We start from the raw sequence: 25,752 nt of genomic DNA, 5'->3' as shown, positions 1-25,752 counted from the left end.
ACCTTGGGATACTCCACACATGCCCCGCGTGCTCCTGATAGAAGACGACCCCTCCGTCCGCGAGGGCGTCGAACTCGGGCTGCGGCGGCGCGGGCACGAGGTGCGGACCGCCCCGACCGGGGAGGCGGGGCTCGCCGCGCTCGGCGAGTTCCGCCCGGACCTGCTCCTGCTCGACCTGATGCTGCCCGGCATGAACGGCGTCCAGGTCTGCCGCCGGGTCCGGGAGGACAGCCAGCTGCCGATCATCATGCTGACCGCCCGGGGCGACGACTTCGACGTCGTCGTCGGCCTGGAGGCCGGAGCCGACGACTACATCGTCAAGCCCGCCCGTACCGAGGTCATCGAGGCGCGGATACGGGCCGTGCTCCGGCGGATCGAGGAGCCCGGCTCCGGGCGGTCCGCCGTCGAGTCCCACGGGGAGCTCGCCATCGACCGGGCCGGGCTCACCGTCGCCAAGGCGGGCGAGCGGATCGCCCTCGCCCCCTCCGAGATGAAGCTGCTGCTCCACCTCTCCGCCGCCCCCGAGCAGGTCTTCAGCCGGCAGCAGCTCCTCGAACACGTCTGGGAGCACAGCTACCACGGGGACGCCCGGCTGGTCGACGCCTGCGTCCGCCGGCTCCGGAACAAGATCGAGGACATCCCCGGCGAACCCCGCTACATCCAGACCCTGCGCGGCTTCGGCTACCGCTTCGGACCGCTGTGAGGATCCGTACGAGTACCAGCACGAGTACCAGCATGAGCACGAGTCCGGGCGCCGGTAACACGGGTCCGGGCGCCGCTTCCTGGAGCCGCCGCCGGGCACGCGCCCCGCGCCTCCGGCCGCACCCCTTCGGGCTGCGGACCCGGCTCGTCCTCGCCTTCCTGCTCGTCGCCGCCGTCGGCTGCGGCACCACCGCCGCCCTCACCTACCGGGCCGCCCGCAACGCCATCCTGGAACAGACCCAGGACACCGCCGTCTCCGCCTTCCGCGAGCAGGTCGACGAGCTGCACGTCACCCTGCCCCCCGACCCCGACGGCCTGCGGTCCGACGTCCTCCGGATCGCCCGCCAGGGCAAGCCCCGCCCCTGGCGGGTCTACGCCGAGTACGGCGCCGTCCGGGTCTCCTCCACCGACCGGCCCACCTCCTCCGTCATCACCCCCGAACTGCGGGCCCGCGCCCGGGCCCGGGACGCCACCCCGCACGCCGGCTTCCAGCGGGTCGTGAAGAACGGCACCCCCTACCTGACCATCGCCGTCCCCGCCGTCTTCCGGACCCACGCGACCGAGGGAACCGCCCGGCCCACCGGCCTCGTCCTCTACGCCGTCATGGAGCTGAACGAGGAGGAGGCCGGCGTCGAGGCCATGGTCACCGCCGCCCGCGACGGCGTCCTGCCCGCCCTCGCCGTCGCCCTGGTCCCCGCCCTGCTCGCCGCGCGGGGCGTCCTGCGGCCCGTGCGGGAGCTGCGGCACGCCGCCCACCACATGGGGCAGGGCCGCCTCGACACCCGCATCCACGCCAAGGGCAGCGACGAACTCTCCGACCTCGCCCGCACGTTCAACGAGTCGGCCGCCGCGCTCGAACGCTCCGTCGCCGAACTCCGCGCCGCCGAGACCCGCGCCCGCCGCTTCGCCTCCGACGTCTCGCACGAACTGCGCACCCCGCTCGCCGGGATGCTCGCCGTCACCGAGGTCCTCGACGAGGACGCCGGGAGCCTCGACAGCGACACCGCTCGCGCGGTCCGCCTGATCAGCGCCGAGACCGGGAAGCTCGCCGTGCTCGTCGAGGACCTGATGGAGATCTCCCGCTTCGACGCGCGCGCCGCCGAGCTCCACACGGACGAGGTCGACGCCGCCGACTGCGTCCGCAAGACCCTCCAGCACCGCCACTGGAACGATCCCGCGCAGGTCGTCCCGTACCTCGACGAGGGGATCAGGGCCCGGCTCGACCCGCGCCGCTTCGACGTCGTCGTCGCCAACCTCGTCGGCAACGCGCTGCGGCACGGCGGGGCGCCGGTCACGGTCCGGCTGTACGCGGAGGGGGACACGCTCGTGACGGAGGTCGCCGACCGGGGCCCGGGCATCGACCCGGAGGTCCTGCCGCACGTCTTCGACCGCTTCTACAAGGCGGACCGGGCCAGGACCCGCTCGGCGGGCAGCGGCCTCGGCCTCGCCATCACCCTGGAGAACGTCCGGCTCCACGGCGGCACCGTCACGGCCGCCAACCACCCCGGGGGCGGAGCCGTGTTCACCGTACGGACGCCGCTGTGAGGCGCCGGACGGGCGCCGCGCTGCTCTCGCTGCTCGCCCTGGCCGGCTGCGGCATACAGAAGAGCGACGTCGTCGAGGCGGGCGGGGCCGCGACCGTCGTCGTCCAGCCGGTCCCCGAGGAGCGGATGGTGCTCTACTTCCTCGATCCCGACGGGCAGTCGATGCCGATGGCCCGTGACACGGGGCCCCAGGCACCCTTCCCCACCCAGCCGGTGGGCGGCCCGGAGGCCGACCGGGTCCCGTACGACGGGTTCGGCCCGGGGTACGAGACCTCCGCCGACGCCCCGCGCGGCGGACGGATCCCCGCCGACAAGGTCCTCGCCGCGCTGATGGCCGGCCCGAGGCCCCACGAGGCCGCGGCCGGCGCCACCACCGCCCTGCCGAGGGGGGAGGACCTGGCACCGCACGTGGAGGCGGGCCCGGCCGGATCCGACTCGGCGCGGCTCCGGGCGCCCTTCCCCGTCCGGGGCCTCCCGGCGGCGGCCGTCCGCCAGCTGGTGTGCACGACCGCCTACGCGCAGCACCCGGCGGGGCGGACCGAGGTGACGATCAGCGGCGCCGACGGGACGCTGCCCGCCGCCCGCTGCGAGGACTGACGGCTCACCGCCGGGCGAACGTCCGGCGGGAGACGAGGTTGGCGATCGCCACGTAGACGACCGCGGGGATGCCGTAGTCGAGCAGCACCTGGAGGACGTGCTCGGACACGTCGAAGAGTCCGATCGACCAGCCGGCGAGCCAGTCGGCGGCCGTGTGGAACCAGTCGACGACGGTGTTCGCCCGGTTCGCGTCGAACAGATCCAGGAGGATCCAGACGACCAGGATGCCCGCGAGCACGTGGGCCACGGTTCTTATGACGGAGTCGATGCCTCTCATGGACTCCGTTTTGCCCGCGTCGGCCGCGACAAACGGCCCCGGCGGGCCGGTTATGCCGCCCGCAGGTCCGCCAGGACCGCGTCCGTGAACGCCGGCCAGGCCTCGACCGCCCACGGGCCGAAGGGCCGGTCGGCGAGCGCCACGCACGCGGCCCGCGCGTCCGGGTCGACCCACAGGAAGGTGCCGGACTGCCCGAAGTGCCCGAAGGCGCGCGGCGAGGAACCGGCGCCCGTCCAGTGCGGGGACTTCCCGTCGCGGATCTCGAAGCCGAGGCCCCAGTCGTTCGGCCGCTGGTGCCCGTAGCCGGGCAGGATGCCGGTCAGACCCGGGTGCGTCACGGTCATCGCGTCCAGGACGGTCCGGGCGTCGAGCAGCCGGGGCGCCTGCACCTCGGCGGCGAACCGCACCAGGTCGTCGACGGTCGACACGCCGTCCTTGGCCGGCGAGCCCTCCAGGGTCGTCGACGCCATGCCGAGCGGCTCCAGGACCGCCTGGTGCAGGTACTCGGCGAAGGGGATGTCGGTAGCCTTGGCGACGTGGTCGCCGAGGGCCTCGAAGCCGGTGTTGGAGTAGATCCGGCGGGTGCCCGGCGCGGCCTGGACCCGGTTCTCGTCGAAGGCGAGGCCCGAGGTGTGGGCGAGGAGGTGGCGGACGGTCGAGCCCTCGGGCCCGGCCGGCTCGTCCAGGTCGACCGCCCCCTCCTCGTACGCGACGAGCACCGCGTACGCCGCCAGCGGCTTGGTCACCGAGGCGAGCGGGAAGCGCCGCCCGGTGGGGCCGTGGGCCCCGGCCAGGGTGCCGTCCGCGCGGACCACGGCGGCGGCCGCGGTGGGGACGGGCCAGTTCTCGATCGACGCCAGGCTCGGCACGCTGCTCTCCATGGGGGCGAGCCTACTGGGAGTACTTGCTTCGAGTGCACTCCAACGTTTTAGCGTGGAGGCATGAGCGCGATCGCGAGCACCAGCGGTACCCGGGAGCACCACACCATCAGCGAGGTCGCCGCCCTGACCGGTCTCACGGCGCACACCCTGCGCTGGTACGAGCGGATCGGCCTCATGCCGCACGTCGACCGTTCGCACACCGGGCAGCGCCGCTTCACCGCGCGCGACCTGGACTGGCTCGCCTTCGTCGGCAAGCTGCGGCTGACCGGGATGCCGGTCGCCGACATGGTCCGGTACGCCGAGCTGGTGCGCGCCGGGGACCACACCCGTGAGGAACGCCGCGAGCTCCTGGAGGCCACCCGGCGGGACGTCCTCGCCCGGATCACCGAGCTCCAGGACACGCTCGCCGTGCTCGACTTCAAGATCGGCCACTACGGCACCGTATGCGGAGGAACACCTTCATGAGCAGCGTGACCAGGATCGACACCGTACGCCTCGGAGGCCAGGACGGCCCGGAGACCGGGGTCCAGGGCTTCGGCGCCATGGGCATCAGCGAGTTCTACGGCGCGACCGACGAGGCCGCCGCCCGCGACACCCTCGACGCGGCCCTGGAGGCCGGCGTCACCCTGATCGACACCGCCGACGCCTACGGCAGCGGCGCCAACGAGGAGTTCCTCGCCCCCTTCCTCGCCGCCCACCGCGACGAGGTCGTGATCGCCACCAAGTTCGCCCTGGAACGGCGCGCCGACGACCCCTCCTACCGGGGCATCCGCAACGACCCCGCGTACATCAGGAGCGCCGTCGAGAACAGCCTGCGCCGCCTCGGCGTCGAGACCATCGACCTCTACTACATGCACCGCCGCGACCCGGCGGTCCCGCTCGCCGAGTCCGTCGGCACCATGGCCGAGCTCGTCCGGGAGGGCAAGGTCCGCTTCCTGGGCCTGAGCGAGGTCACCGGGCCCGAACTGCGCGAGGCCCACGCCGTGCACCCGATCGCCGCCCTCCAGTCGGAGTGGTCGCTCTTCTCCCGGGACGTGGAGCGCAGCGCCGTCGGCGCCGCCGCCGACCTCGGCGTGACCCTCGTGCCGTACTCGCCGCTCGGCCGGGGCTTCCTGACCGGGGCGTTCGCGGACGCCGCCAAGGAGCTCCGGGGCGACGACTTCCGGGCCCGGCAGCCCCGCTTCACCGGCGAGAACGCGCAGCGGAACGCCGCCCTGCTCGACCCGGTCCGAAAGATCGCCGCCGCCCACGGGGCGACCCCGGCGCAGATCGCCCTCGCCTGGGTCCAGCAGCGGGCCTCCGTGCACGGCCTCGCGGTCGTCCCGATCCCCGGCACCCGCAAGCGCTCCCGCCTCCTGGAGAACGCCGCCGCGACCCGCATCACCCTCACCGGCGACGAACTGGCGGAGCTGGAGCCGATCGCCGGCCTGGTGGCGGGCGACCGCTACCCGGACATGAGCTTCACGGCGGTGGGCCGGGAGGTCTGAGCCCCGGGGCACCTCACCCCAGGGCGAAGACCCCGAAGCCCGCCGCGAGCAGCCCCGCCAGGGCGCGGCGGGCGGGCCCGGCCCCCGTCCACGGGGACTCGAAGCCCCGCGCGTACCGCCCGATCAGGACGAGCAGCCCGGCGAAGACCGGCATCCAGGCGAGCCGGGCCAGGATCCAGCCCGCCGAGTCGGGCGCGCCGACCAGGCCCGCGACCTCCCCGGCGTGCGCGGCGGGGACCGCGGCGGCGAGCATCGCCGTCTGGTGCCAGCACAGGACCGTCATCGCCGAGAGGTTGACGACCACGACCGGCGCCCAGAGCGCGGGCCGTCGCAGGAGCGCGCCGATCCGGTCGCGGAGCAGGACCGCGGCGCCGCTCTGCGCGGCGGCGAGGGCGAGGACGAGCAGCGACGGCGGATGCGAGTTGGTGCGGGCCTCGCCGGGGACGCCGACCATCGACGCCGGGTAGCCGAAGACGAGCAGCAGGGCGGCGAAGAGGGCGGCCCCGCCGGCGAGGAGGGCCCAGGCGTGGCGCCGGGTGACCCGGCCCCCGCCCCACGAGACGCCGAGCTGATAGGCGAAGAGCCAGCCGGGCAGGACGTTCAGCAGGCCCAGCCAGGACGGGACGGCGTCGGCGTACGGCCCGTAGCGCAGCAGGTCGACGACGGCGACCGAGCCGAGCAGCGGGGCCGCCGCCCACACCCCGAGGCGGCGGGCGGCCCGCACGCAGGACGGGGTGAGGGCGGTGACCACCGCGTAGACCCCGACGAACCACAGCGGCTGGACCACCAGCGTGGACACCGTCCGCAGGGTGTCCACGGGCACCCCGAGCCCGAGGTGGAGCAGCGGCAGCAGCGCCGCCCACACGGCGGTGACCCCGAGCACCGGCCGCCCGAGCCGGGCGAGCCGCCCCTTGAGCCACGCGCCCGTGGACCCCTTCCGGCGCCGGTACGAGAGGACGGAGGCGTACCCGCCGACCAGGAAGAAGATCCCGAGCATCTGGAGGACCCAGCTCACCGGCGCGAGCCCGGCGAAGGCGCCGAGCGGGCTGGCGTTGTGGAGGGCGCCGTCGGCGGAGAGCGTGAAGCCGCCGAGCAGCCAGTGGCCGGTGGGCACGGCGAGCAGGGCGAGGGCCCGCAGCCCGTCGACCGCCCGGTCGCGGTGGGCGGGGGTGGCGGCCTCGATCCGCCGGGCCGCGCGGCGCGCGAGGACGAGGGCGCTCATCGGGCGTCCCCCTCGGCGATCGCGGCGAACGCGCGCAGGGAGGAGGTCCCGGCCGCGAAGTAGCCGCCGTGCCCGGCGGCGTCCTCCGCCGGGATCCGGCGGGCGCCGAAGGACGGCCCGGTGGGGTCGGCGCCGTGCCCGAGGCCCGCGAACGCGACGTTCGGGACGCGGTCGATCCAGTCGGTGGGGTCCTTCGCCGCCCACACCCGCGCGGAGGTGCCGAGGCCGGCGACGTTCTCGGCGCGCATCCCCGGCGAGCCGAACACCACCAGGTCCTTCGCCTTCAGCCGGTGGGCGGCGAGCCCGCAGACCACCGAGCCGTAGCTGTGGCAGAACACCGAGGGCTCGGCCGCCCCGACGGCCGCCAGGCCGTCCGCGAACCGGGCGAGCCGCTCCGCCCCGGCCTCGGCGAGCCGGCCGGTGGCCGCGTCCAGGCCGACGCCGACGGGGGTGGTGTACCCGGCCCAGGCGACGACCGCCGTGCGGTCCCCGGTCGCCCGGCGCAGCGCCGCCGCCATGTCCGCGAGGGGCCGGACGTGCCCGGCGTCGACGTCGGAGCCGGGCACGATCACCGCCACGTGCTCGGCCCGCGCCAGGTCCCCGTACACCAGGACCACCTGTCCCCGGCCGCGCGGATCGTGCGCGAGCACCCGCGCCTCCCCGAACCGCCCCTCCGTGGTCAGCGCGTTGGCCGCGTACCGCAGCTCCGGAGGAGCCCCGTCCAGATTCCCGACGACGCCGGGATGGGCCCGCACCAGCTTCTTCTTCCGTACGGGATCGAGCCCCGCGAAGAACCGCGCGATCCCGGCCGGCCCCACCCCCTCCGGGTCCGGCAACCCCGCACCCACCCACGCCCCCGTCCCGACCGGCGCCCCGGTCACGGCCTCCTGGGCGCCCCCGGACGCCCATCCGGCCGTCCCGGCGACCGCGGCGGCCACCAGGGCCACGGTGATCAGGGTCCTCGACGTGCGGCGCATGGGCCCGCCCTCCCTCTCCGGCTTCTCGCTCGTCCGCCGGTCGTCCGGCGACGGGAGGAAGGTAGGAAGGGGAAGGGTGACGGCACGTCACACCGGGGGGCCAACCCTCCTTTGATACCGGGGTAGGGGGTGGAGGAGGGGCCGGCCCCCGGAAGGGCGGTGGGGCTTCCCCCAGGGCGGGCCGTACCGCCGGGTCAGGCGGTGCCCGGCGTCACGAGCCCCGACTCGTACGCGAAGACCACCGCCTGGGCCCGGTCGCGCAGGTCCAGCTTGGCCAGGACCCGGCCGATGTGGGTCTTCACCGTCTGCTCGGCGAGGACCAGGCCGCTCGCGATCTCCTGGTTGGACAGGCCCCGGGCGATCAGCTCCAGGACCTCCGTCTCGCGCGGGGTGAGACCGTTCAGGCGCAGCGCCGCGGTGTCCCGGCGCGGGGCCGGGCGGGACGCGGCGAAGTCCGCGATCAGACGCCGGGTCACGGACGGGGCGAGCAGCGCCTCGCCCGCCGCCACCACCCGCACCGCCGCGATCAGGTCGGCCGGCGGCGCGTCCTTGAGGAGGAAGCCGGACGCGCCCGCGCGCAGCGCCTCGTACACGTAGTCGTCCACGTCGAAGGTGGTCAGCATCAGCACCTTCGGCCGGTGCGTGACCCCGGGCGGCGGGGACAGGATCTCGCGGGCCGCCGCGAGCCCGTCCAGCTCGGGCATCCGCACGTCCATGAGGACCACGTCCGGGTGCGCCGACCGCGCCGCCTCCACGCCCTGCCGTCCGTCCGAGGCCTCGCCGACGACGTCGATGTCGGGCTGCGCGGCGAGCAGCGCGGCGAAACCGGCCCGCACCATGGCCTGGTCGTCGACGATGATGACGCGGATGGTCACTCGGGGTCCTCCGTGCGCAGGGGAAGCCGGGCCGCGACCCGGAAGCCGCCGTCGGGCAGCGGCCCGGTGTCCAGCGAGCCGCCCGTCAACCGTACGCGCTCCCGCATGCCGACGAGCCCGTGCCCGGTGCCCGGGGCGCCCCGCTCGACGGACGAACCGCCCTCCAGGGAGGGCCCGTTGACGACGAGGACCGTCAGCCGGCCCCCGTCCGCCCGGACCGACACCCGGGTCGAGGCGCCGGGCGCGTGCCGGACGACGTTCGCGAGGGCCTCCTGCACGATCCGGTACGCGGACAGGTCCACCGCCTGCGGGACGTCCCCGAGGTCGGCGGCGAGCCGCAGCTCGGCCGGCACCCCGGCCCGCACGGTCGCCTCCACCAGCTGCTGGAGCCGGTCGAGCCCCGGCTGCGGGGCCAGCTCGCCCCCGCCGCCGTCGCTGCGCAGGACGGAGAGCAGCCGGCGCATCTCGGCGAGCGACTCGCGCGCGCTCGCCGCGATGGAGCCGAACTCCTCGCGGGCCGCGTCGGGAAGCCCCGGGACGCGGTACGGCGCCGAGTCGGCCTGCACGGTGATCACGGACATGTGGTGGGCCACGACGTCGTGCAGTTCGCGCGCGATCCTGGCCCGCTCCTCCAGGAGCGTGCGGCGGGACCGCTCGGCCTCGCTGATGGTCTCCTGCTCCGCGAGCCGCCGCTGGGCGTCGCCCCGCGCGCGCACCGCCGAGGTGAGCAGGAGCAGCACCCCGCTCAGGACGAACAGCAGGGTGTGGACGCTGGTGTACCCGGCGGGCCGGAACGCCTCCAGGACGTATCCGGCGGCTCCCGTCGCCAGCCAGACGCCGAACAGCGCCCGGCGGGACTCGCGCAGGCCGAGCGCGAGCATCAGCGCGCAGTAGCCGACGACGAGCGGCGGGGTCCAGGGCCACAGGTGGGCGCGCGGGCCGTCGGCGGCGAGCAGCAGGAGCGCGCCGGTCACGTCGGCGGCGAAGACCACCCACCAGGCCTGGAGGGGACGGGTGACGGCGAGCAGCAGCGGCGCGGTCTGCGCGGTGCCGACCGCCCCGGCGAGGGCGCCGTCGAGCCCGTAGTCGTCGGTGAGGAGGAGGACGGTGGTGGGGAGGAGCGAGGCGGTGAAGGCCAGCGCGACGACGTACGGGAGGAGCCGCACCCAGCGGGAGGCGGCGTCGGCGAGGAGGGGCGCGCCGGGGGCGGTCGGGGTGGTGAGCGCGGCCCCGAACCCCTGGAACGTCCCGCGTGCCCGGGCGACCGCCCGCCGGGCACCGGCCCGGAGGGCGGAGGACGGGGGAGCGGTGGGCGGCTCGGGCCGCGGTGCGGTGGTCATGGCCCGCCCAGCGTAGGCAGCGGCCCCGGCCCCCGGCGTCATACCGGGGACCGGGGTGCGGGCTGGTACCGGGGTATGACCCGGGGGTTCCGGCTCCTGGTCCTGTTCCCGCTCGCGGGGCTTCGGTCCCGCTCCCGGGCTTCGGTCCCCTCCCGGGCTTCGGTCCCGCTCCCGGAACTCCGGCCCGGGTTCAGAGCTCCGCGAGCAACTCCGCCTTCTTCGCGGAGAACTCCTCGTCCGTCACGAGCCCCGCCCGGTGCAGCTCGCCCAGGTGCCGAATCCTTTCGGCCACCGCCCCGGGGGTCCGGGACCCGACGGGCACGGGGGCGCGGTCGGAGGCCCGGATCGCCGCGAGGACGGCCGCGGCGAAGGGGAGGGACTCGTGGACGAGCCCGTAACCGAGGCCGAAGACGAGGGAGGCGGGGTCGTGGTCGGGCCGGGTGGGCCGGGGCTCGCCGTCCCGGGACACCAGCCGCAGGTGCCCGTCGAAGACGTCGGGCGAGCGCCACTCGATCCCGCACAGGTCCCGGACCGAGAAGGTCTGGTCGCCCGCCTTCCACTTCTCCGAGGAGGCCCCCGTCCAGAACCAGCGGAACGAGACCTCCGCACGGCCGTCGAAGGACGCCTTCCCGTCGTACGCCTTGAAGGACAGCGGCCCCGGGGGCGGCGACACGAGGAACCGCTCGGCGGGCGTCACGATCCCGCCGGCCCCGTACGTCCCCTCCGGCCCGTCGAGCCCGTCGATCCGGACGGGTCCGTCGATCCGACCGAGCCCGTCGATCCGACCGGGTCCTTCGAGGTCGCCGAGTCCGTCGAGTCCGTCGTACAGGCCGCCCCCGCCGTGTCCGGTGGCCCCCGCGGCCCCCGGCTCCGGCGGCAGGAGCGCCCGCAGTTCGTCCCGGTAGTACTCGGCGAGCGTCTCCCGGTCCGCCGGGAGCACGAGCCGGTACGGATCGCAGCTCTCCTTGAGCTGCCCCGCGGCCGCCTCCATCAGCGGATCGGCGCCCGGTCTCGGCACGGCGTGCAGTACGACGGTGTTCCGTTTCCCGGGCGTGAGCGTCACGGACGCCAGCGCTTCGTACGGCACGCGGCGTTCGCGCAGCACCTGGAACAGCTTCGGCGCGCGGTTCCCCCGTTCGAAGCGGATGACGAGGGCGTCGCTCTCGAACTCCCAGGCGGCATGAATTCCGGCCAGCACATCACCCATACGCCTCATCGTAAGCGGCGCCCGCTCCGGCGTCGCCCCTGTGAAAGGTCCCGAAATTGTGGGATCTACGCGCGTCGGAGCCCTTCCGCGCCGGATATTCCGTCGTGGCAGGCGCCACCGGCACGTGCGCAGACCAGCCGCGGATAGGCGCCGACGCCTATCGCGGCGAAGTTGCCGAGGCTCACCGTCCCCGGCGTGAAATAGCCGCTGTGCCCGGCGGCCCCGCCCGCCGAGAGCAGCCGCGCGCCGAACTCGGGCGCCACCGGGTCCGCTCCGTGTCCGAGCCCGCCCACCTCCAGGTGCGGCACGTCGGCGATCCAGTCGTCCGCGTCCCGCATCGCCCAGATCCGGGCCGGGGTGGCGAGGTCGGCGGCCCGCTCCACCCGCATGCCGGGGCTTCCGGAGACGGCCACGTCCGTCACGCGGGCGGGCAGCCGGGGCGCGGCGACCCCGCAGAGCACGGAGCCGTAGCTGTGGCAGAAGAGCGCCACCCGGGAGTCGCCGGGGAGCGACTCGGCCAGTCCGACGAGCCGTGCGGCGCCCGCCTCGGCGAGCCGGCCGGTCAGCGCGTCGATGCCGATCCCGACGGGCGCGGTGTAGTCGGCCCAGGCGATGACCGCGACCCGGGCGCCGGGCGCGGCCCGCCGCTCGGCGTCGTAGAGGGCCCGCGCCATGCCGGCGGGAGCCCCGTACCGGCCGTGGGTCCGCTGGAAGGTGAGGAGGTTGGTGTCGACGCCGGGCACGACCACCGAGACGCGCCGGGCCCGCTCCAGGTCCCCGAGGACCTCGGCGGCCCGCCCCGCCCCCGTCGGGTCGAACGCGAGGATCCGGCGGTCCGGCCGCAGCAGCGACGCGAAGCGGTCGATCCGGCGCCGAGCCTCGTGGCGGCCCTCGGGGGAGAGCCGGGGGTCGTCGACCCTGCCGCGCTCGGCGTCGTACGCGCGGGTGAGCGTGATCCGGTTGGCGCGGTAGCGGAGGGCGACCGGGGCGCCGTTGAGGTTGCCGACGACGAGCGGGTGCCGGGCGGCGAGCCGGACCCCGCCCGCCGGACCGAGCCCGGCGAAGAACGCCGCGACGGTGCGGGGCGGGGCCGTCGGGCCGGGCAGCGGGCGGTGGTCGACCCGGTCGCGCGCCCAGGCGGCGAGCGCGGCCTCGCGGGAGGGACCCGGCGGGGGCTGGTGCCGGACCGTGGTCCACCCGGTGGTCGCGAGGAGCACGAGCACGACGACGAGCGCGAGGAGGGCGCGCGCGGCGAAGGGGGCGGGTGCGGTGTCGACAGGGCTCACGGGCCGCCACCCTACGGGGCGGTGGGGACGGTTCCGTACCAGGTGGGACGGAGGTCACGCCTCCGCACGTCCTGGGACGGAGGGGCCTCCGGGGGCGTTCCGGGCGTGTCCCGTAGGACCCCGGGGGGATCCGGGGATTCCCGTACGGGCCCCGGGGCGTGATCCGGGGGTGGTCCCGTACGGGGTCCCAGGGGTGTGTTCCGAAGGGGTGTCCCGTACGGGCCCCCGGGGCGGGCCTTCGGGGCCGGGCCCCCGGGGAGTGTTCCGGGGATGCCCCGTACGGCCCCCAGGGCGTGTTCCGGGAGGTGTCCCGTACAAGGGGTCCCCAGGGCGTGCTCCGGGGGGCGCCCCCCGTACCGCCCTCAGGGGGTGTCCCCGCACCGCCCCCGCCAGTGCGGGGCCAGGGCCGGGCCGAGGTGGTCGAGGTAGTCCTCGGTGAGCGCGCGGATGGCCTCCAGGCTCTGGTCCGTGCCCCGGCCCCACATCTGCCCGGTGACCCGCATCACCCCGCTGAACGCGGCCACCGCGATCCGGGGCCGCGGGTCCTCGTCCACGTCGACGCCCTCGCGCTCGGCGATGATCCGGGCGATCGTCTCCTCCATCTCGGTGGAGCGGCGCAGATGGACGGCGAGCAGCGCGGGCGTCGACTCGATCAGCTGGAAGGTGCGCAGGTACAGCCCGACCGGGACGACCTCGGTGATGGCCTCGCCGATGGTGTCCCAGGAGGAGAGGACGGCGTTGCGCAGCGCGTCGAGGGGGCCCTCGGCCGGGGGCCGCTGCCCGAGGGAGCGGACGAAGCGCTCCTCCACCATCTGCTGGACGGCGAAGGCGACCTCCTCCTTGGAGGCGAAGTAGCGGAAGAAGGTGCGCTGGGAGACCTCGACGGCCTCGACGATCTCGTCGACCGTGGTCCGCTCGTACCCCCGGGCGGTGAAGAGCTCCAGGGCCACCCGGATCAGCGCGTCACGGGTCCGCTGCTTCTTCCGCTCGCGCAGACCGGGCAAGGTCACCTCGGGATCCTCTTCTCGTATGTCTTCTACGCCGACGCCCCACGGGCGTTTTCGCGCCATTTCGTCCGGCTCAGGGTACCTGTGAGCTACGTGACAGTTACCGACGCGTGAATCGCTTTGTCAATTGTCAGCGACTGTCACTAGCCTCCGGGTATGACTAGTCAGACCACCGTGGAAAAGGCCCCGCAGGGCCAGGGGGGCACCCCGGGACCCGTGCCGGGTCCGGCGAAGGGACTGCGCGGCCATCCCTGGCTGACCCTGTTCGCCGTCGCCGTGGGCGTGATGATGGTCGCGCTCGACGGCACGATCGTCGCGATCGCCAACCCCGCCATCAAGGCCGACCTCGACGCCTCGCTCGCCCAGGTCCAGTGGATCACCAACGGCTACCTGCTCGCGCTCGCCGTCGCCCTGATCACCGCCGGCAAGCTCGGCGACCGCTTCGGCCACCGCCAGACCTTCCTCATCGGCATCGCCGGCTTCGCCGCCGCCTCCGGCGCGATCGGCCTCTCCGACTCCATCGCGGCCGTGATCGCCTTCCGCGTCCTCCAGGGCCTCTTCGGCGCCCTGCTGATGCCGGCCGCCCTCGGCCTGCTGCGCGCCACCTTCCCCGCCGAGAAGCTGAACATGGCCATCGGCATCTGGGGCATGGTCATCGGCGCCTCGACGGCCGGCGGCCCGATCGTCGGCGGCCTGCTCGTCGAGCACGTCAGCTGGCAGTCCGTCTTCTTCGTCAACGTGCCGGTCGGCGTCGTCGCGCTCGTCTTCGGCCTGGTGATCCTGAAGGACCACCGCGCGGAGAACGCGCCGCGCTCCTTCGACATCCTCGGCATCCTGCTGCTCTCCGGCGCCATGGGCACCCTGGTCTGGGGCCTGATCAAGGCCGGCGAGTCCTGGGGCTGGGGCGGCGGCAAGACGTGGGGCTGTCTGCTCGGCGCGGTGCTCCTCTTCGTGCTCTTCGCCCTCTGGGAGACCAAGGTCAAGGAGCCGCTCATCCCACTGGCCATGTTCCGCTCCGTGCCGCTCTCGGCCGGTGTGGTGCTGATGGTCCTGATGGCCTTCGCCTTCATGGGCGGCCTGTTCTTCGTGACCTTCTACCTCCAGGGCGTGAAGGGGCTCAGCCCGGTCGACAGCGGTCTGCGCCTGCTGCCACTGACCGCGATGATGATCGTCTCCTCGCCGCTGGCCGGCGTGCTGATCACCAAGTTCGGTCCGCGCGTGCCGCTCGTCGGCGGCATGGTCTGCACGGCCGTCGCGATGTTCGGCATGATCACGCTCTCCGCCGGCACCGACACCCTCGTCATGTCCCTCTGGTTCGCCCTCCTCGGCCTGGGCCTCGCCCCGGTCATGGTCGGCGCCACCGAGGTCATCGTCGGCAACGCGCCCCTGGAGCTCTCCGGCGTGGCCGGCGGTCTCCAGCAGGCCGCCATGCAGGTCGGCGGCGCGCTCGGCACGGCGGTCCTCGGCGCCGTCATGTCCTCCAAGGTGTCGGGCGTCTTCGCGGACAACTGGAAGGCAGCCGGCATCCCGGCCCCGCCCAACCCGCAGCTGGAGCAGGCCGCCGAGTTCGGCATGGTGCCGCCGGAGCTGGCCAAGGCTCCGGGCATGACCCCCGACCTCGTCCAGACGATCACCGGCGTCATCCACGAGACCTTCCTGGACGGCATGGGCCTGGCCTTCACCGTCGCCGGTGTCGTCGCGGTCGTCGCGGCGGTCGTCGCCCTGCTGACCAAGCGCGGCGAGAACGCGGAGGCGGGCATGGGCGGCGCCCACATCTGACCTGCTCGTCCTCTTCTCGCACGAGTATTTCGCGCGTCTGTCGCGCGTCTTTCGTACGGCCCCCGCCGGACCTGGTCCGGCGGGGGCCGTCGCCCGTTCGAGTGAAGAAGCTTTGGCCCCCTTCTCAACAGGCGGTGACATCCGGCAGAGTTCTTGTCACAGAGAGTGACGAAACCGGGGGTTGAGAACCTTGAACGACCTGCGTACGAAGCGACTGCTGACGACCGCCGTCCTGGCGGTCCTGCTCCTCACCGCCCTGCCGGGCGCGGCGACCGCCACGGCGACCGGCAGGGCCGCTGCCGGGGCCACCGCCCAGGGGACGAAGCTCGGCCCCTGCGGCCCCGGCCGGCTCTGCCTCTGGTCCAAGCCCGACTTCAAGGGCAGGGCCCGGACGCACGAGCTGGCCACCACCGACGTCGACAGCTGCGTCGCCCTGCCGGCCGGCACCTCGGCCCAGTCCCTCGCGAACCGCACCGGGCGGCCGGTCACCACCTACCAGTCCGCCGAGTGCGCGGAGACGGGCGAGTTCGAGACCTATCCCGGGAAGGGGACCTGGGTGCCGCAGTCGCCCTACGAGGTCAGAGCGTTCAAGATCTGGGAGCGGTAGGGACGGAGGCGGGAGACGGCGCGGGACGGCCCGGGAAACGCCGAGGGGCGGCGGAACCGTCGGTCCCACCGCCCCTCGCGGGTGTCGCGTCCTCAGGGGGTGTGTGCCGGGCGCCGCCGGGCAGACGGGACTTTCGACACACGCCCTAGGACGTCACGCGTCCCCGCCCGCCGCCCCCGGGTCCGCCGCCGCCACGTCGAGCAGCTGGTAGCGGTCCACGGCCTGCTTCAGGACCGACCGCTCGACCTTGCCCTCGCGGGCCAGCTCGGTCAGCACCGCGAGCACGATCGACTGGGCGTCGATGTGGAAGTAGCGACGGGCCGCGCCGCGCGTGTCCGCGAAGCCGAAGCCGTCCGCGCCCAGCGAGGTGTACGTGCCGGGGACCCAGCGGGAGATCTGGTCCGGCACCGCGCGCATCCAGTCCGAGACCGCCACGAACGGACCCTCGGCGCTCTGGAGCTTGCGCGTCACGTACGGGACGCGCTGCTCCTCGTCGGGGTGGAGCAGGTTGTGCTCCTCGACGGCCACGGCCTCGCGGCGCAGCTCGGTCCAGGAGGTGGCGGACCAGACGTCGGCCCGCACGTTCCACTCCTCGGCGAGGATCCGCTGCGCCTCGATCGCCCACGGCACGCCCACGCCGGAGGCCAGGATCTGCGCGGGGATCGTGCCCGACCCGGCCGGCTTGAAGCGGTGGATGCCCTGGAGGATGCCCTCCACGTCCACGTCCTCCGGCTCGGCCGGGTGCTGGATCGGCTCGTTGTAGACGGTCAGGTAGTAGAAGACGTCCTCGGCCTCGGGGCCGTACATCCGGCGCAGGCCGTCCTTGACGATGTGCGCGATCTCGAAGCCGAACGCCGGGTCGTAGGCGATGCAGGAGGGGTTGGTGGAAGCGAGGAGGTGGGAGTGTCCGTCCGCGTGCTGGAGGCCCTCGCCGGTCAGCGTCGTGCGGCCGGCGGTGGCTCCGAGGACGAAGCCGCGCGCCAGCTGGTCGGCCATCTGCCAGAACTGGTCGCCGGTCCGCTGGAAGCCGAACATCGAGTAGAAGACGTACACCGGGATCAGCGGCTCGCCGTGCGTGGCGTACGCGGAGCCGGCGGCGATCAGCGAGGCCGTGCAGCCGGCCTCGGAGATGCCGTCGTGCAGCATCTGGCCGGTCGGCGACTCCTTGTAGGCGAGGAGGAGTTCGCGGTCCACCGCCTCGTACTGCTGGCCCAGCGGGTTGTAGATCTTGGCGCTCGGGAAGAACGCGTCCATGCCGAAGGTGCGGTACTCGTCGGGGGCGATCAGCACGAAGCGCTTGCCGATCTCCTTGTCCCGCATGAGGTCCTTCAGGATGCGGACGAACGCCATGGTGGTGGCGATCGACTGCTGGCCCGAGCCCTTCTTGGCCGCCGCGTAGGCCTTGTCGTCGGGCAGCTCCAGCGGCCGCGCCCGCACGACCCGGGTCGGGACGTACCCGCCGAGCGCCTTGCGGCGGTCGTGCATGTACTGGATCTCCTCGGAGTCCGGGCCCGGGTGGTAGTACGGGGGCAGGCCCTCCTCCAGCTGCTTGTCCGTGATCGGGACGTGCAGCCGGTCGCGGAAGCGCTTGAGGTCGTCGACCGTCAGCTTCTTCATCTGGTGGGTCGCGTTGCGGCCCTCGAAGTTGGGGCCGAGGGTCCAGCCCTTGACGGTCTGCGCGAGGATCACGGTCGGCTGGCCGGCGTGGGCCTTCGCCGCCGCGTAGGCCGCGTAGATCTTCCGGTGGTCGTGGCCGCCGCGGCCCAGGTGCAGGACCTGCTGGTCCGACATGCCCTCGACCATGGCCCGCAGCCGGTGGTCGTCGCCGAAGAAGTGGTCCCGGATGTAGCCGCCGGTCTCCGTGGCGTACGTCTGGAACTGCCCGTCCGGGGTGGTGTTCAGCTTGTTGACCAGGACGCCGTCCCGGTCCTGCGCGAGCAGCGGGTCCCAGGAGCGGTCCCAGATGAGCTTGATGACGTTCCAGCCGTTGCCCCGGAAGATCGACTCCAGCTCCTGGATGATCTTGCCGTTGCCGCGCACCGGGCCGTCGAGCCGCTGGAGGTTGCAGTTGACGACGAAGGTGAGGTTGTCCAGGCCCTCGCGGGCCGCGATGGACAGCTGGCCGAGGGACTCCACCTCGTCCATCTCGCCGTCGCCGAGGAAGGCCCACACGTGCGACTTGGAGGTGTCGGCGATGCCGCGCGCCTCCATGTAGCGGTTCATCCGGGCCTGGTAGATCGCGCCGAGCGGGCCGAGGCCCATCGACACGGTCGGGAACTCCCAGAAGTCCGGCATCAGCCGCGGGTGCGGGTAGGAGGAGAGGCCGTTCGGGAACTTCGACTTCTCCTGGCGGAAGCCGTCGAGCTGGGCCTCGTTCAGCCGGTCCAGCAGGTACGCGCGGGCGTAGATGCCGGGGGAGGCGTGCCCCTGGAAGAAGATCTGGTCGCCGCCGTCGCCCTCGTCCTTGCCGCGGAAGAAGTGGTTGAAACCGACGTCGTAGAGGGAGGCCGAGGAGGCGAAGGTCGCGATGTGGCCGCCGACGCCGATGCCCGGGCGCTGGGCGCGCGACACCATCACGGCCGCGTTCCACCGGGTGGCGTTGAGGACCTTGCGCTCGATCTCCTCGTTCCCGGGGAAGAAGGGCTCGTCCCTGGTGGCGATGGTGTTGACGTAGTCCGAGCTGCGCATCTCGGGCACGGCCACGCGCTTCTCGCGGGCGCGCTCGATCAGGCGGAGCATGAGGTAGCGGGCCCGTTCCCGGCCCCGCTCGTCGACGGCAGCGTCGAGGGAGTCGAGCCATTCCTGGGTCTCTTCCGGATCGAAGTCCGGGACCTGGCTGGGAAGGCCGCCAATGATGATCGGGTTGCGATCGGATCCGGGAGCCACGCTCTTCCTTCGCTGTTCGGGGTGGTCACGGGGCCACAAGGTGGTCGGGATCTCCATCGTGTACCCCGCCGACACCGGACGTCATCTTTACCGAGGGGTAACCCCCGGGGTCGTCCTCCAGGTGCCACGGTGTGGTCAAATCGCAACCTTACGCCCAACCCGCGCATGCGTTTCGTCCGGGCGTTCGGCAGACTGAAGAGTCAGAAGTCCTCGAAAGCGGACGAATCGCTCGCACTCGATCGCGGAGGGGGTCCGACAGTGCCGGAAGTTGCGGCGAGACGGCCCCAAACGTCACCGTTTCGGCGGTCTCCGGGGCCGGGTACTTGCGCGATCCGCCCCGGCACGTGTGGACTACGGCCAGCGCCGCGCGCACACGCGCGGCCCACAGCATTTTCCGAATGAGCAGGAGGCAAGCCGTGAGCGCGACCGCGGACCACGCGGAGGAGCGGACCAACCCGGCATCCAGGCTGGGGTTCGAGCCCGGACAGGTGGTCCAGGAGATCGGCTACGACGAAGACGTCGACCAGGATCTCCGTGAAGGCATCGAGTCCATCATCGGGGCCGATCTCGTGGACGAGGACTACGACGACGTCGCCGACGGCGTCGTCCTGTGGTTCCGCGACGAGGACGGCGATCTCACCGACGCACTGGTGGACGCCATCAGTCTTCTGGAGGACGGCGGCGTGATCTGGCTGCTGACGCCGAAGACCGGCCGCGACGGCTACATCGAGCCGAGCGACATCAACGATGCCGCGCAGACCGCTGGTCTCTCCCAGACCAAGAGCATCGTCGTCGCCAAGGACTGGGCGGGCACCCGCCTGGCGACCCCGAAGCGCTGAACCACCCCGTACGTGGAGGCCCCCGCCGGACCCGGTCCGGCGGGGGCCTTCACGCACGGGCGTAGGGTGGGGTTCACCGTTTCGGCCCAGGGCCCGGGATTCCGTCGGCCCGGGACCGGGCCCCGTCGAGAGGGACGCGCACGCGATGGCGATCGAGGTCGGCACCGAGGCCCCGGATTTCGAGCTCAAGGACAACCACGGGCGCACCGTCCGGCTCGCCGGCCTCCGCGGCGAGAAGAACGTCCTGCTGTTCTTCTACCCCTTCGCCTTCACCGGCGTCTGCACCGGCGAACTGCGCGCGCTCCGCGACAACCTCCCGGCGTTCGTCAACGACGACACCCAGCTCCTCGCCGTCTCCAACGACTCCGTCCCCACCCTGCGCGTCTTCGGCGACCAGGAGGACCTGGAGTTCCCGCTGCTCTCCGACTTCTGGCCGCACGGCGAGGTCTCCCGCGCCTACGGCGTCTTCGACGAGGAGAAGGGCTGCGCGGTGCGCGGCACCTTCGTCGTCGACAAGGCGGGGATCGTCCGCTGGAGCGTCGTCAACGCCCTGCCGGACGCCCGCGACGCCGCCGCCTACGCGAAGGCGCTGGAAGCCCTCTGAGGGCGTTCCGGGAGGCTCCGGGGCCGACACCCCCGGATTCACCGGGCGAATCGACTGTTTCGACCGGGAACCCGTCACTAGGATCCAGACGTTGATCCGATGCCAACGCACGACTGGGGGCGCTGCCCCTGGAAACCTATGGAGGGACTCGTGGGAGTCAGCCTCAGCAAGGGCGGCAACGTCTCGCTGACCAAGGAGGCCCCTGGCCTCACCGCCGTGACCGTCGGTCTGGGCTGGGACGTCCGCACCACCACCGGTACGGACTTCGACCTCGACGCCAGCGCCATCCTGGTGAGCGAGGAGGGCAAGGTCCGCAACGACCAGGACTTCGTCTTCTTCAACAACCTGAAGAGCGCCGACGGCTCCGTCGAGCACACCGGTGACAACCTCACCGGCGAGGGCGAGGGCGACGACGAGCAGGTCAAGGTCGACCTGGCGGGCGTGCCGGCCGACGTGGCCAAGATCGTCTTCCCGGTCTCGATCTACGACGCCGAGAACCGCCAGCAGTCCTTCGGCCAGGTGCGCAACGCGTTCATCCGCGTCGTGAACCAGGCCGGAGGCGCCGAGATCGCCCGGTACGACCTCTCCGAGGACGCCTCGACCGAGACCGCCATGGTCTTCGGCGAGCTGTACCGCCACGGCGCCGAGTGGAAGTTCCGCGCCGTCGGCCAGGGCTACGCCTCGGGCCTGCGCGGCATCGCGCAGGACTTCGGCGTCAACGTCTGAGCCGAACCGCACGAACCGTCCGGCGCCGCACTCGGAAGTGCGGCGCCGGACGTGCCTCATCACCCACCGGGGAGGAACAGAATCATGGGCGTCACGCTCGCCAAGGGAGGCAACGTCTCCCTCTCCAAGGCCGCACCCAACCTCACCCAGGTCCTCGTCGGACTCGGCTGGGACGCGCGCTCCACCACCGGAGCCCCCTTCGACCTCGACGCCAGCGCCCTGCTCTGCCAGGCCGGCCGGGTGCTGGGGGACGAGTACTTCGTCTTCTACAACCAGCTCCGCAGCCCCGAGGGCTCCGTCGAGCACACCGGCGACAACCTCACCGGCGAGGGCGACGGGGACGACGAGTCCCTCATCGTGGACCTCGCCCAGGTGCCGGCCCACTGCGACAAGATCGTCTTCCCGGTCTCGATCCACGACGCCGACAACCGCGGCCAGAGCTTCGGCCAGGTCAGCAACGCCTTCATCCGGGTCGTCAACCAGACGGACGGTCAGGAACTCGCCCGGTACGACCTCTCCGAGGACGCCTCCACCGAAACCGCGATGATCTTCGGCGAGCTCTACCGCTACAACGGCGAATGGAAGTTCAGGGCGGTCGGTCAGGGGTACGCGTCCGGGCTGCGGGGCATCGCTCTAGACTTCGGGGTCAACGTTTCGTAAAGCCATGTAATTTCACGATGGGGTAGACAGTGGTTCTGAAAACCTTCGGCTGGTCGTTCGCCATCACGGCGATCGGCCTGGCCTTCGCCGCTTGGCAGTGGGGGTGGGAGGCGTTCGGGGTCGTTCTGATCCTGTCGATCCTCGAGATCTCGCTGTCCTTCGACAACGCGGTCGTCAACGCCGGAATCCTGAAGAAGATGAATGCCTTCTGGCAGAAGATCTTCCTCACGGTCGGCATCCTGATCGCGGTCTTCGGCATGCGGCTGGTCTTCCCCGTCGCGATCGTCGCCATCAGCGCCAAGGTCGGCCCGATCGAGGCCGTCCAGCTGGCCCTGGACGAGCCCGAGCGGTACGAGGCGCTGGTCACGGACGCCCACCCGGCGATCGCCGCCTTCGGTGGCATGTTCCTGTTGATGATCTTCCTCGACTTCATCTTCGAGGACCGCGACATCAAGTGGCTCGCCTGGCTGGAGCGCCCGCTGGCCAAGCTCGGCAAGGTCGACATGCTGTCGGTCTGCGTCGCGCTCATCGCCCTGCTCGTCACGGCGATGACCTTCGCGACGCACGCGCACACCAGCGTCGGCCACGTGGACAAGTCCGCGACCGTACTGCTCTCCGGCGTCGCCGGTCTGATCACCTACCTCGTCGTCGGCGGCCTCTCCGGCTTCTTCGAGAACAAGCTGGAGGAAGAGGAGGAGCGCGAGCACGAGGAGGAGGAGAAGGCCAAGGCCGAGGGCAAGCCCGTCTCGGCGGTCGGCCTCGCCGGCAAGGCCGCGTTCTTCCTGTTCCTGTACCTGGAAGTCCTCGACGCCTCGTTCTCCTTCGACGGCGTCATCGGCGCCTTCGCCATCACCAACCACATCTTCTGGATGGCGCTCGGCCTCGGCATCGGCGCCATGTACGTCCGTTCGCTCACGGTCTACCTGGTCCGCGAGGGCACCCTGGACGACTACGTCTACCTGGAGCACGGCGCGCACTACGCGATCGGCGCGCTCGCCGTCATCCTGCTCGTCACCATCCAGCACGAGATCAGCGAGCTCATCACCGGTTCCATCGGCGTGATCCTGATCGCCCTGTCCTTCTGGTCGTCCGTCCGCCGCAACAAGGCGCTCGCGGCGGCCGGGGGCGGCGGCTCCTCCGGAGACAAGACAGAGGTGACGTCGGGGGTGTGACACCCCCGACAATGAGGAACGCTTCACTGCGGGGCGGCCGGAGCACCCGGCCGCCCCGCGGGCATGTGGGGATGCAGACGAGCGGTGGGGGTGGGGGCGGCATGGCCTTCTGGGACAACCTGTTCGCGGGGAGGGCGGCGCAGTTCGACTCGGGCAACGCCGTGTCGAACGCGATCGACCTGACGAAACGGCGCCCGTCCGTCTCGCTCAGCAAACAGGGGGCCGCCACCGGCAACCTCCGGGTGAACCTCTCCTGGCGGATGCGGACCTCCGACATCGAGGGCCGCTCCCGCCAGAGCGGCCGGCTGCTGCGCAACCCCGCCCAGTTCTTCAAGCCCGAGGTCGTCCAGGCCCACACCCAGGGCATGGTCAACGTCGACCTCGACCTGGGCTGCCTCTACGAGCTCGCCGACGGCTCCAAGGGCGTGGTGCAGCCGCTGGGCAACTTCTTCGGCGACCTGAACGCGGCGCCGTACGTGAAGCTGAGCGGGGACGACCGCTTCGGCGGCTCCTCCGGGGAGACGGTCTTCGTCAACCTGGACCACCGGGACGAGATCAAGCGGCTGCTGTTCTTCGTCTACATCTACGACCAGACGCCGGCCTTCGACCGCACCCACGCCAAGGTCACGCTCTACCCGAGCAACGGCCCCCGGATCGAGATCGAGCTCGACGAGCGCGCCCCGCAGGCCCGCTCCTGCGCGGTCTTCTCCCTGGAGAACGTGAAGGGCGACCTGACGGTCCGGCGCGAGGTGCGGTTCGTGTACGGCTTCCAGGCGGAGCTGGACCGGCTGTACGGCTGGGGGCTCCAGTGGGGCCGCGGCTACAAGACCAAGACGTAGCCGGTGGCCCGGACCGTGCGTTCAGGACCTGACGAACTGGGGACCCATCGGCGGCATCCGGAAGTCCGGGGACGGGTTCTGCTCCGCGGCGCCCACCGGCTGCGGATAGCCGTACGCGGGGGCCGGGCCGCTCGCCGGCCGGTGCGGGTAGCCGTAGGCGGGCGCCCGGTCCGGCCGGGGCGGCACCGAGGGCTGCGGCGGTACGGGAGGGTGGAGCACGGTCGCGTCGGGGTCGACCGGGCCGGTGGCGGGCGCGCCGTGGGCCGGGGAGCCCTCCGGGGCCGGTGCGGGCCCCGGGGCCCCGGGAAGGCCGTCGCGGCCCTCCTGGGCGCCGTCCTGGGCGTCCTCGTCGACCGAGATGCCGAAGTCGGTGGCGAGGCCGACGAGGCCCGTCGGATAGCCCTGCCCCACCGCGCGGAACTTCCAGCCGTCCCCGCGCCGGTACAGCTCGCCGCAGATGACCGCCGTCTCCTCGCCGGTCTCCGCCGTCACCGAGAACAGGGCCAGCGGCTCGCGCTCGGGGCCGGTGGCGTCGTACAGCAGGATCCGCAGGTCGGAGACGGAGCGGAAGGTGCCGCCGTCGGAGGAGGCCGCGATCACCACCCGGTCGACGGAGGCGTCGAGATTGCCGAGGTCGGCCTCGACGGTGTCCGTCAGGCCCGCGGCGTCCCGCTTCTTCGGCAGCCGCCGCACGAACCCCGAGGGGTGGCGCGGCTGGTTGTAGAAGACGAAGTCCTCGTCGGACCGCACGCGCCCGGAGGGCCCGAGCAGCAGGGCCGAGGCGTCCACGTCGGGGACCCCGGGGCCCGGGGTCCAGCGGAGCACGGCCCGTACGGCCGCGGTGTCGAGAGGGACGTTGGAGCCCTTCAGCATCGCGTGCGTCATGACCGCAATCCTGCCCTCCCGGCCGACCCGCGGACAACGCGGGGGCGGTACCGAGACCGGGACGAGACCGACGGACGTGGACGGGTTACCTGAATTTCATACGCTGGGGGGACCGGGGACACTCGCGTCTACGTACTATTACCGGCCACGTGTCGCCGGGACACAGAGAGGCAGACGGGATATTCATATGCGTCATTTCGGGCACATCCCGTCCGCGAAGCGGGCCGGGCTGTTCCACCGCGAGCCGGCCGCGTTCACGGCCGACTCGCCCGCGCACACGCTCGCCACGGCCCTGGGCGCCACGCTCTACAGCCCGGCCACCCGGCCGCGGCTCGCCGACGCCGTGCGCAAACAGGCCGCCCGCGGCGTGGTCTCCATGGTGCTCTGCCTGGAGGACTCCATCAGCGACGCCGACGTCGAGGCCGGCGAGGACAACCTCGTCCAGGAGTTCGCGGACCTCGCCGCCGGCGGCACGGACGTGCCCCTGCTCTTCATCCGCGTCCGCGAGCCCGGCCAGATCACCGACCTCGCGAACCGTCTCGGCGAAACGATTCGCCTGCTGTCCGGATTCGTACTGCCCAAATTCACCGAGAACCGCGGCCGCGCCTTCCTCGAAGCGCTCGTCGAGGCCGAGCGGACGAGCGGCAGACGCCTCTTCGCCATGCCCGTCCTGGAGTCCCCCGAGCTCCTCCACCTGGAGACCCGGGTCGAGACCCTCGCCGGCATCGCCGCCCTCACCGGCGAGTACCGCGACCGCGTCCTCGCCCTGCGCCTGGGCGTCACCGACTTCTGCTCCGCCTACGGGCTCCGCCGCTCGCCCGAGATGACCGCGTACGACGTCAAGGTCGTCGCCCACGTCATCTCCGACGTCGTCAACGTCCTCGGCCGCGCCGACGGCACCGGCTTCACCATCACCGGACCCGTCTGGGAGTACTTCCGGCCCGGCGAGCGCATGTTCAAGCCCCAGCTGCGCCGCAGCCCCTTCCTGGAGGGCCGCGCCGAGGACCTGCGCACCGCCCTCATAGAGCACGACCTCGACGGCCTGCTGCGCGAGATCGAACTCGACCGGACCAACGGCCTGCTCGGCAAGACCTGCATCCACCCCACCCACGTGGTGCCGGTGCACGCGCTCTCCGTGGTCAGCCACGAGGAGTGGAGCGACGCCCAGGACATCCTGCGGCCCGAACGGGGCGGCGGCGGGGTGCTCCGCTCCGCGTACACGAACAAGATGAACGAAGTGAAGCCGCACCGCGCGTGGGCCGAACGCATCCTGCTGCGCGCCGAGGTCTTCGGCGTCGCCAAGGAGGACGTCGGCTTCGTGGAGCTGCTCACCGCCGGACTGGCCGGCTGACG

General features: G+C 72.7%; 25 protein-coding genes. 14 read left to right on the top strand and 11 right to left on the bottom strand.

What is annotated here, in order from left to right:
• Positions 1–19 precede the first annotated feature (19 nt).
• From ADL08_RS26375 to ADL08_RS26365, 3 genes are read left to right on the top strand one after another with little or no spacing between them, the layout of a single operon-like run.
• A complete protein-coding gene (locus tag ADL08_RS26375; protein WP_053647209.1) occupies positions 20–703 on the top strand; it encodes a response regulator transcription factor in 684 nt (227 codons plus the stop codon).
• Positions 704–735: 32 nt separating this feature from the next.
• Positions 736–2,247, top strand: coding sequence for a sensor histidine kinase (locus ADL08_RS26370; protein ID WP_053647206.1), 1,512 nt, complete (start codon positions 736–738; stop codon positions 2,245–2,247).
• A complete protein-coding gene (locus ADL08_RS26365; protein WP_053647204.1) occupies positions 2,244–2,843 on the top strand; it encodes a hypothetical protein in 600 nt (199 codons plus the stop codon). The genes ADL08_RS26370 and ADL08_RS26365 overlap by 4 nt, the downstream gene beginning before the upstream one ends.
• Positions 2,844–2,847: 4 nt before the next feature.
• On the opposite strand, the gene ADL08_RS26360 is transcribed toward ADL08_RS26365, so the two are convergent.
• Positions 2,848–3,090: a hypothetical protein gene (locus ADL08_RS26360; RefSeq protein WP_324610431.1), complete on the bottom strand. Its 243-nt coding sequence runs from the start codon at positions 3,088–3,090 to the stop codon at positions 2,848–2,850.
• 80 nt (positions 3,091–3,170) lie between these two features.
• Complete coding sequence (locus tag ADL08_RS26355) at positions 3,171–4,001, bottom strand: serine hydrolase domain-containing protein (RefSeq protein WP_234352259.1); 831 nt, start codon at positions 3,999–4,001, stop codon at positions 3,171–3,173.
• Between the two features lie 60 nt (positions 4,002–4,061).
• Here ADL08_RS26355 and ADL08_RS26350 point away from each other — a divergent pair, with 60 nt between their 5' ends.
• Positions 4,062–4,466, top strand: coding sequence for a MerR family transcriptional regulator (locus tag ADL08_RS26350; RefSeq protein WP_053647198.1), 405 nt, complete (start codon positions 4,062–4,064; stop codon positions 4,464–4,466).
• Entirely contained in the window at positions 4,463–5,488 is a 1,026-nt protein-coding gene (locus tag ADL08_RS26345; RefSeq protein ID WP_053647196.1) for an aldo/keto reductase, read from the top strand. Before ADL08_RS26350 ends, ADL08_RS26345 begins: the two co-directional genes overlap by 4 nt.
• 13 nt (positions 5,489–5,501) lie before the next feature.
• Here ADL08_RS26345 and ADL08_RS26340 read toward each other — a convergent pair whose 3' ends face one another.
• The 7 genes from ADL08_RS26340 to ADL08_RS26310 form a co-directional block, all read right to left on the bottom strand.
• Positions 5,502–6,710, bottom strand: a complete 1,209-nt coding sequence (locus ADL08_RS26340) for an acyltransferase family protein (protein ID WP_053647195.1) — start codon at positions 6,708–6,710, stop codon at positions 5,502–5,504.
• A complete protein-coding gene (locus tag ADL08_RS26335; RefSeq protein WP_053647193.1) occupies positions 6,707–7,687 on the bottom strand; it encodes an alpha/beta hydrolase in 981 nt (326 codons plus the stop codon). The genes ADL08_RS26340 and ADL08_RS26335 overlap by 4 nt, the downstream gene beginning before the upstream one ends.
• Positions 7,688–7,881: 194 nt before the next feature.
• Positions 7,882–8,562, bottom strand: a complete 681-nt coding sequence (locus ADL08_RS26330; protein ID WP_053647190.1) for a response regulator — start codon at positions 8,560–8,562, stop codon at positions 7,882–7,884.
• On the bottom strand, positions 8,559–9,902 hold the full coding sequence (locus tag ADL08_RS26325) for a sensor histidine kinase (protein WP_053647188.1): 1,344 nt from the start codon (positions 9,900–9,902) through the stop codon (positions 8,559–8,561). The genes ADL08_RS26330 and ADL08_RS26325 overlap by 4 nt, the downstream gene beginning before the upstream one ends.
• 190 nt (positions 9,903–10,092) lie before the next feature.
• A complete protein-coding gene (locus tag ADL08_RS26320) occupies positions 10,093–11,109 on the bottom strand; it encodes a DUF4429 domain-containing protein (protein WP_053647186.1) in 1,017 nt (338 codons plus the stop codon).
• Between the two features lie 65 nt (positions 11,110–11,174).
• Positions 11,175–12,395, bottom strand: coding sequence for an alpha/beta hydrolase (locus ADL08_RS26315; protein WP_053647184.1), 1,221 nt, complete (start codon positions 12,393–12,395; stop codon positions 11,175–11,177).
• Between the two features lie 362 nt (positions 12,396–12,757).
• Positions 12,758–13,405, bottom strand: a complete 648-nt coding sequence (locus ADL08_RS26310; protein ID WP_053647181.1) for a TetR/AcrR family transcriptional regulator — start codon at positions 13,403–13,405, stop codon at positions 12,758–12,760.
• A 153-nt stretch (positions 13,406–13,558) separates the two neighbouring features.
• Here ADL08_RS26310 and ADL08_RS26305 point away from each other — a divergent pair, with 153 nt between their 5' ends.
• Together ADL08_RS26305 and ADL08_RS26300 are read left to right on the top strand one after the other, a co-directional pair.
• Positions 13,559–15,181: an MFS transporter gene (locus ADL08_RS26305; protein ID WP_053647179.1), complete on the top strand. Its 1,623-nt coding sequence runs from the start codon at positions 13,559–13,561 to the stop codon at positions 15,179–15,181.
• Positions 15,182–15,380: 199 nt separating this feature from the next.
• Positions 15,381–15,788 carry a peptidase inhibitor family I36 protein gene (locus ADL08_RS26300; protein WP_234352264.1) on the top strand — a complete coding sequence of 136 codons (408 nt, stop codon included), beginning with the start codon at positions 15,381–15,383 and terminating at the stop codon, positions 15,786–15,788.
• Positions 15,789–15,941: 153 nt separating this feature from the next.
• Here ADL08_RS26300 and aceE read toward each other — a convergent pair whose 3' ends face one another.
• Entirely contained in the window at positions 15,942–18,674 is a 2,733-nt protein-coding gene (aceE, locus tag ADL08_RS26295) for a pyruvate dehydrogenase (acetyl-transferring), homodimeric type (RefSeq protein WP_053647177.1), read from the bottom strand.
• A gap of 416 nt (positions 18,675–19,090) precedes the next feature.
• On the opposite strand from aceE, the gene ADL08_RS26290 reads away from it, so the two are divergent.
• The 6 genes from ADL08_RS26290 (at position 19,091) to ADL08_RS26265 (ending at position 23,514) form a co-directional block, all read left to right on the top strand.
• Entirely contained in the window at positions 19,091–19,513 is a 423-nt protein-coding gene (locus ADL08_RS26290; protein ID WP_053647174.1) for a DUF3052 domain-containing protein, read from the top strand.
• A gap of 145 nt (positions 19,514–19,658) precedes the next feature.
• Positions 19,659–20,117 carry a peroxiredoxin gene (locus ADL08_RS26285; protein ID WP_053647172.1) on the top strand — a complete coding sequence of 153 codons (459 nt, stop codon included), beginning with the start codon at positions 19,659–19,661 and terminating at the stop codon, positions 20,115–20,117.
• Positions 20,118–20,267: 150 nt separating this feature from the next.
• Positions 20,268–20,843, top strand: coding sequence for a TerD family protein (locus tag ADL08_RS26280; protein WP_053647320.1), 576 nt, complete (start codon positions 20,268–20,270; stop codon positions 20,841–20,843).
• An 84-nt stretch (positions 20,844–20,927) separates the two neighbouring features.
• The gene (locus tag ADL08_RS26275; RefSeq protein ID WP_053647171.1) at positions 20,928–21,503 is read left to right on the top strand and encodes a TerD family protein; all 576 of its coding nucleotides are present in this window, start codon (positions 20,928–20,930) and stop codon (positions 21,501–21,503) included.
• A 29-nt stretch (positions 21,504–21,532) separates the two neighbouring features.
• Positions 21,533–22,675 (top strand): DUF475 domain-containing protein, encoded by a 1,143-nt coding sequence (locus tag ADL08_RS26270; protein WP_053647169.1) that lies wholly within the window; start codon positions 21,533–21,535, stop codon positions 22,673–22,675.
• Positions 22,676–22,776: 101 nt separating this feature from the next.
• Positions 22,777–23,514 (top strand): TerD family protein, encoded by a 738-nt coding sequence (locus tag ADL08_RS26265; RefSeq protein ID WP_053647167.1) that lies wholly within the window; start codon positions 22,777–22,779, stop codon positions 23,512–23,514.
• 21 nt (positions 23,515–23,535) lie between these two features.
• Here the strand turns inward: ADL08_RS26265 and ADL08_RS26260 are convergent, their stop codons facing one another.
• Positions 23,536–24,399 (bottom strand): TerD family protein, encoded by an 864-nt coding sequence (locus ADL08_RS26260; protein ID WP_053647165.1) that lies wholly within the window; start codon positions 24,397–24,399, stop codon positions 23,536–23,538.
• 187 nt (positions 24,400–24,586) lie between these two features.
• Here ADL08_RS26260 and ADL08_RS26255 point away from each other — a divergent pair, with 187 nt between their 5' ends.
• The gene (locus ADL08_RS26255; protein ID WP_053647163.1) at positions 24,587–25,750 is read left to right on the top strand and encodes an HpcH/HpaI aldolase/citrate lyase family protein; all 1,164 of its coding nucleotides are present in this window, start codon (positions 24,587–24,589) and stop codon (positions 25,748–25,750) included.
• Positions 25,751–25,752: the final 2 nt, after the last annotated feature.

It is taken from the genome of Streptomyces sp. NRRL F-6492 (genome assembly GCF_001280125.1).
In the GTDB taxonomy this organism is placed as follows: domain Bacteria; phylum Actinomycetota; class Actinomycetes; order Streptomycetales; family Streptomycetaceae; genus Streptomyces.
This window is presented reverse-complemented; position numbering and strand designations above follow the sequence as displayed.

Bases quoted from the DNA above. Each gene is read 5' to 3' on its own strand.
- ADL08_RS26375 (WP_053647209.1), top strand. From the start codon at position 20: ATGCCCCGCGTGCTCCTGATAGAAGACGACCCCTCCGTCCGCGAGGGC.
- ADL08_RS26370 (WP_053647206.1), top strand. From the start codon at position 736: ATGAGCACGAGTCCGGGCGCCGGTAACACGGGTCCGGGCGCCGCTTCC.
- ADL08_RS26355 (WP_234352259.1), bottom strand. From the start codon at position 4,001: ATGGAGAGCAGCGTGCCGAGCCTGGCGTCGATCGAGAACTGGCCCGTC.
- ADL08_RS26350 (WP_053647198.1), top strand. From the start codon at position 4,062: ATGAGCGCGATCGCGAGCACCAGCGGTACCCGGGAGCACCACACCATC.
- ADL08_RS26345 (WP_053647196.1), top strand. From the start codon at position 4,463: ATGAGCAGCGTGACCAGGATCGACACCGTACGCCTCGGAGGCCAGGAC.
- ADL08_RS26340 (WP_053647195.1), bottom strand. From the start codon at position 6,710: ATGAGCGCCCTCGTCCTCGCGCGCCGCGCGGCCCGGCGGATCGAGGCC.
- ADL08_RS26335 (WP_053647193.1), bottom strand. From the start codon at position 7,687: ATGCGCCGCACGTCGAGGACCCTGATCACCGTGGCCCTGGTGGCCGCC.
- ADL08_RS26325 (WP_053647188.1), bottom strand. From the start codon at position 9,902: ATGACCACCGCACCGCGGCCCGAGCCGCCCACCGCTCCCCCGTCCTCC.
- ADL08_RS26320 (WP_053647186.1), bottom strand. From the start codon at position 11,109: ATGGGTGATGTGCTGGCCGGAATTCATGCCGCCTGGGAGTTCGAGAGC.
- ADL08_RS26305 (WP_053647179.1), top strand. From the start codon at position 13,559: ATGACTAGTCAGACCACCGTGGAAAAGGCCCCGCAGGGCCAGGGGGGC.
- ADL08_RS26285 (WP_053647172.1), top strand. From the start codon at position 19,659: ATGGCGATCGAGGTCGGCACCGAGGCCCCGGATTTCGAGCTCAAGGAC.
- ADL08_RS26275 (WP_053647171.1), top strand. From the start codon at position 20,928: ATGGGCGTCACGCTCGCCAAGGGAGGCAACGTCTCCCTCTCCAAGGCC.
- ADL08_RS26265 (WP_053647167.1), top strand. From the start codon at position 22,777: ATGGCCTTCTGGGACAACCTGTTCGCGGGGAGGGCGGCGCAGTTCGAC.
- ADL08_RS26260 (WP_053647165.1), bottom strand. From the start codon at position 24,399: ATGACGCACGCGATGCTGAAGGGCTCCAACGTCCCTCTCGACACCGCG.
- ADL08_RS26255 (WP_053647163.1), top strand. From the start codon at position 24,587: ATGCGTCATTTCGGGCACATCCCGTCCGCGAAGCGGGCCGGGCTGTTC.